Raw genomic sequence first — 5,354 nt, 5'->3', positions numbered from 1 at the left:
ACGACAAGCCCATTGGCAGAATTAAGTATGCACTAAATTAATTCCGCCAACAGGTAGAAAGTAACAACAAAGTAGAATAACAATAATAATTTACAGCATTAGTGTCCCGATTTTAACGGGACACTAATGGATAGAAAAAATAATGTCTAAACTTGGAATGGTAGTTTTATGGAGTTGCGTCATCATATATGGCGTATATATCTTTCTCCTTCTTTTCTTTACGAATATTATAGGGTTGGCAATCCTTGCCGTTTTGGCAATTATCGTCATTGCTTTCAAGCTATATCGCAACAGATATAAAATATTGTTCAAGAGGCGAGTCAAGATGCTTAGTAGGGTTTGCGAGAAGTCGCCCAATGATTCTCGGATTATGCCCGAAGAAAAGTTTACCGAATCTTTTGATTCTGCCAACTTCTTCGTACAATACAAGCCAGAGACTAAGGAGTTCTTTTTCAGCAGCTACTATTACCTTATTTTTCCTGATTACGTCGAGATTTGGAGCAAGGCGGTGAATGAAGTCAAGATACTTGTCTCCAAGGAAGCCCCAGAAACAGAAGTTGAAGTGCATTCCGTAGGTCAGCTTGGCAAGCACTTCACACTGATAATGTCTCCAAAGGATGCCAAGAAAAGTTTTTTGTTGTCCTTGGCTCATTTGTGCATCCGTCTGAGAAAACAACTTCCATGCAACAACAGAATATTGATATACAAGTTCTATTTCAAGATAAAGGTGTTCGACACGGTTTGCTATGGCGAGTTTGATTGCGTGAGAGTATCAAAGGCTATCACAATTTCTGCGGATGGCAACTATTGCGTAGCTAATGTCGACGTAGATAGTTGCTTTCCAGAAGATTTCATCAAACACAATCCTCCGATGTCCATTATCCTGCAATATGACTTGTATTCGATAGAAACCAATATGTTGGTTAGCAAAGAGGAATTCGATGCCTATTGGGAGAAATGCAAGGATTTATGCGAATCATAATCATTGGAGAACGGTGAGGAGCTATTTTATTTGAAAGATTCCGGGGCAACTGTTTGTTCTCTACGAGTTAAAAAACTTCTTATAAGTAACACTATCTCAAATGTCTCTTTTGAAGACTTGGATAAAGGGTGTAGTCTATACAAGAGTAAAATGTCACATGACAGGTCAATAACATCATCCCCAAGCGTTACAGTTGACAGTTTCCAAAAACGATTTTTTTTGCTGTACAGATAACAAATAACAGATAACAGTTTCCATAAACCATTTTTCGTTTCAAGCGTTAAATATTACTATTCGCACGGATAAAAAAGTTAAAAAAACGTGTTTATTTTTTTGGATAGCAAAGAAAAAAAGTATTTTTGTGACATTAAGTCAAACCGTAAAAAAACATGAGTATGAAAAGATTATTTTTTATGTTTCTTGCCCTCTTGTTGTGTGTAATGGTACAAGCACAGGACAATGTTGAAATTACCTTAAACAACGGGAATGTGGTTAAGGGAGTCACAAAAACTTTATTTATGCTTGATGATGGTGATGTCGTTGTTGCTAAAGATTCCAAGTATAGAGAAAAGAAAGAATACAAATCTACAGAGATAAAGAGCATTAAGTACTACGATTCAAAATCTAAAGAATGGATAAAGTTCGTTCCGCTTATGGCGCAAAAATCATTGCCAAGCGTTTGGAACAAAAATCCAAAACCATACAAAACTCCGATATTCCTCAAACCTGTGTATGAAGGGAAAAATGTGTCTGCCTATATACACTATATCTCAACAATAACAAATACCAAAACATTACATTTGGAAGGCACAAACTATGTTTTCTATTTTAAGGTAAAGAATGAAGATGTGGCAAAGGGTTATTGGATGGGAAGTAGTATTGGTGCGAAAATGTTGCTTAAAATTGTATTTAAGCCATATCCTGTGATGAAAGAAACTGTGTCTAATTTAGATACGAAAGAATTTGATAAAGATCCTATTTCGTTAATAAGGACTTTTGATAGTCTGTTGAAATAGAATTTCTGTTTTAAGTATTCTAACTGTGTATAATTGTCATAAGGCAAAGTGATTTTTCCTTATGACAATTGTTTTCATCCTTGAAAAGAAATATACTATAAGAGTTCATATCTCTCTACATGTTAAATTATTAATTGCTGATAACTATGAGACTGAAGCCAAAACTCCTCAATGCAATAATATTAGGATTGACAATGTTCCTTTCAATGCAAACCACTTGTGCTGCTTGCAACCCATCAATGGCCATTCAGCAAAAGAAAGTGGCAACTGTTGGCAAAAAGAGGGTTGCCATTAGCAAAAAGAGAGTTGTCAAGAGCAAGAAGAGAACCTATCGCAAGGCTTCGGCGCGTAAATATTCGCATAGGGAACTGAACGCCATTATGCGGATACTTGAGCGGAAGTTCCTGTCGGAAGACAAGACCCCGGCCTTGCGAAATGTTGTTGGATTTGGAATGGGATCCAACTCCATTGATGTTGCGCTCCGTTGGAACACGAAGGAGAAGCAGCTGGAGTTTCGTAGGCAGATTTACAACTCGCCCGCCATCAGGTTTGAGGGCAAGTTGGACCCTATCATCGATAACAGGGAAGGCGTGAGCACCTACCAAGGCATCTCCCTCAAGGCGGAGAAGCCTTCCTATCCATTGGGCACCACGGAAATCAGATTCACGATTACCAACCATAGTGGCGAGGAATTTGTGTATGGCGATGTCTATAGCATCACAGCCCAAGGAGCGGATGGCAATTGGTTTGTTGTGCCCACCGATTGCTCGTTCACGGCCATCGGTCATGTTTTAAACGATGGTCAAAGCGGCACCATTACTGCCCATCTTTTTCCCGATATTCTTCCCAACAAACCAGGCGTTTACCGCTTTTTTTATGAGGATAGCATAGATGGTGAGAAGGTGCCTTTCATGGCAACCTTTGAGTTGAAGTAAATAAAAAGAATTGTTGCTTATGAAAATACTCTTCAGTTTATTGGCATTTTGTTTATTTGCCTCATGCGTCCATTCCCAAGAGGCGGTGGACACGGTAAGTGTGCGTGTACAATACAGAGTAAAATATAATGAACGTAATATGAAACTAAGAGATAAAGATACAAAGAAATATTTGCTATCCGTAGCCGTAAGTACGTTTGTTTCTTACGTAGTTACATTCATATCTTTTTATGGGAGAGTTTACTACGATATTATCGAGACTACTTGCGTTTGTATTTGCTTGTTGAATGTTGTTACGGCTTTGCTTGCTTGGAAGTTTGCTAAATCAAATAGCAAGATGTCTCTATTGGTATTGCATTGGGAGTTGGATACTCTTGCCATGTTGCCCTTAATGGGCTTCTCTATTTGGGCTATAACTGACGGAACTATCGCTTGCTTCTTTGCGATTATTCAATTTATATTGTTGGGAATCTTCAATCTCTTCACTGTCGGCTTGTCATTAGCCGTCTATTCTTTCATTCAGCATAAATGCAAGATAAGGTCGAAGGATATAAATCAGTTTTGCTTATGAAACATTCTTTATTTGTCGTTTTCACGATAATTGTAATATCGTTGACATCATCGTCTTGTCCTACTCATCCTGTCTATATGGATGCCCGATTAGATGGTCCTTTGAATATAGTTCCAGATAGCTTCTATATGGAACGAAGCAAGGAATATAGGTTTGCCAGTGTCAATTTTAATTTTGGTGATGAAATGAGCGTATCTCTCCCTCTTGTAGAAACCGATAAAGTCGATATGGGAGGAAAGACATTGCTTGATGAAGACCTCGACCAAGATTCCCTGACGAAGAGCGATTCTTTATACCGAAAATCCATCGAAGATGCTGATGGTACTTATATACTTCCTACAAAAGATTCGCTAAGAATCATTGCGCCGTCGCATCCTCTTCATGGACTATACAAAATCACGTTTTTTAAGGTCAAACGTTATGCGCAAGAACACTATTTCGTGCGTATGTCAAATGATTCGACATACATCATTTGCGAAAAGTTCTTCTCTGGTTGGGGCGTTGATGGCAATATACTTAAAAATTGGGAGAAATGAAAAGAAAACGAAAGAATATGACTAAAAGGGAAACAGCCAAGACAAACAATGACGAATCCTATTACAAAAATTTCGTGATTCCATGTGTCATTTTTTTGGTAGGATATTTCTTTTCTGCACACAATGGTATCTGTTATTCGGACTTTACTTTTGTAGTCGTAATCCTATTCATTGTCGTTTTCGTAGTAGGAATAAAATGTCTCATTAAAAGCAAAATTAATTCCTATGCTATAGGATGGTGGACATTTTGTGTTTCTCTTGCTTCGTTTTTTATCTTAAATGTGATATACACGGAAAAGGAAGAAAATGAAATAAACAAGTATATTCAATCTGTAGCAGGAGGAAGCAAGTACAATCCGATAAATTAAAAGGTAAACTGCTATAATATTAACTTTTAAAGAGACCTGATTAAAATAATAGAAATGACAACAGAATTTAGTTATTTAACCTTCTCCGTTTTCGAGATCAGTGATTTCAATCTATTTATTGAAACGGTGAAAGTTATATTCAAAAAACAACTGATAACAGGAAAGGCTGAAATCTATTCGGAAATACCAAATCCAAATGGGTGGGTTAATCCACAAAGTGGAGGCTCCCATTTTCCCAAATTTAGTTGCTGGCAAAATAAGATATATCCAGACAAAGTGTTTTTTATATCAAATTATGAAGATGGACTGTCTAATGTTTGCAGAATCATACAAAAACATTTGAGATGTAACATTATTACATGTGCATTATCCAATGAAACTGAAACTGATAATCCATTTTTCAAATTCTATTTTTCCAATTCCAATTTAGAAGAACGATTAATTCAAGCATACAAAGAAGATAGGTGGATTTTTTATGAAGAGGGGAAGCCGCTCTCTTTTGAAAATTTGGATTATTACAAAAGAAGACGAATTACAGACAGACTAAATAATAATATAATTAAAGAGTATATGATTCGATTAGGGATTGACATAAATACAATTGATGCCCAAATAAAGGCAGGTATTGTATATGTCCGTAAAAAATGGTAATTCTTAATGATACAACAAATAAAAATCCGAAGCCTAAGGTGACAAGAGCCGAAGGTCTTTCGACTTTTATCACCTATTATAGCATTGTGCAATCATCATCCCTATACATCTTGCAATCACAAAAAATCCAATCGTAAAGAAGAACCAGAAGAACCACTGGGCATAGTGACCGAGATAGCAGCCATCTAAGAATATGGCAAAAGAGCAATATTCATGAACGCATACATGCATCTTTCCGTGTTGGGAAATCAATTGCTTAGTTCCATTTTTGCAGATTATATTTCTATTTTGTCTA

At 36.7% G+C, this 5,354-nt stretch carries 5 protein-coding genes; all 5 read left to right on the top strand.

Features of this window, described 5'->3' with window-relative positions; genetic code table 11:
* Window positions 1-370 precede the first annotated feature (370 nt).
* Window positions 371-982, top strand: coding sequence for a hypothetical protein (locus tag KTQ90_RS12605; RefSeq protein ID WP_217318722.1), 612 nt, complete (start codon window positions 371-373; stop codon window positions 980-982).
* Window positions 983-1,377: 395 nt separating this feature from the next.
* Window positions 1,378-1,998, top strand: a complete 621-nt coding sequence (locus KTQ90_RS12600; RefSeq protein ID WP_217318721.1) for a hypothetical protein — start codon at window positions 1,378-1,380, stop codon at window positions 1,996-1,998.
* Window positions 1,999-2,144: 146 nt separating this feature from the next.
* Entirely contained in the window at window positions 2,145-2,933 is a 789-nt protein-coding gene (locus KTQ90_RS12595; protein WP_217318720.1) for an immunoglobulin-like domain-containing protein, read from the top strand.
* Between the two features lie 567 nt (window positions 2,934-3,500).
* Window positions 3,501-4,040 carry a hypothetical protein gene (locus KTQ90_RS12590; RefSeq protein WP_217318719.1) on the top strand — a complete coding sequence of 180 codons (540 nt, stop codon included), beginning with the start codon at window positions 3,501-3,503 and terminating at the stop codon, window positions 4,038-4,040.
* A gap of 422 nt (window positions 4,041-4,462) precedes the next feature.
* Window positions 4,463-5,059, top strand: a complete 597-nt coding sequence (locus KTQ90_RS12585) for a hypothetical protein (protein ID WP_151935031.1) — start codon at window positions 4,463-4,465, stop codon at window positions 5,057-5,059.
* The last annotated feature ends 295 nt before the right edge of the window (window positions 5,060-5,354 follow it).

This window comes from Leyella stercorea, from assembly GCF_019052365.1.
In the GTDB taxonomy this organism is placed as follows: domain Bacteria; phylum Bacteroidota; class Bacteroidia; order Bacteroidales; family Bacteroidaceae; genus Prevotella.
This window is presented reverse-complemented; position numbering and strand designations above follow the sequence as displayed.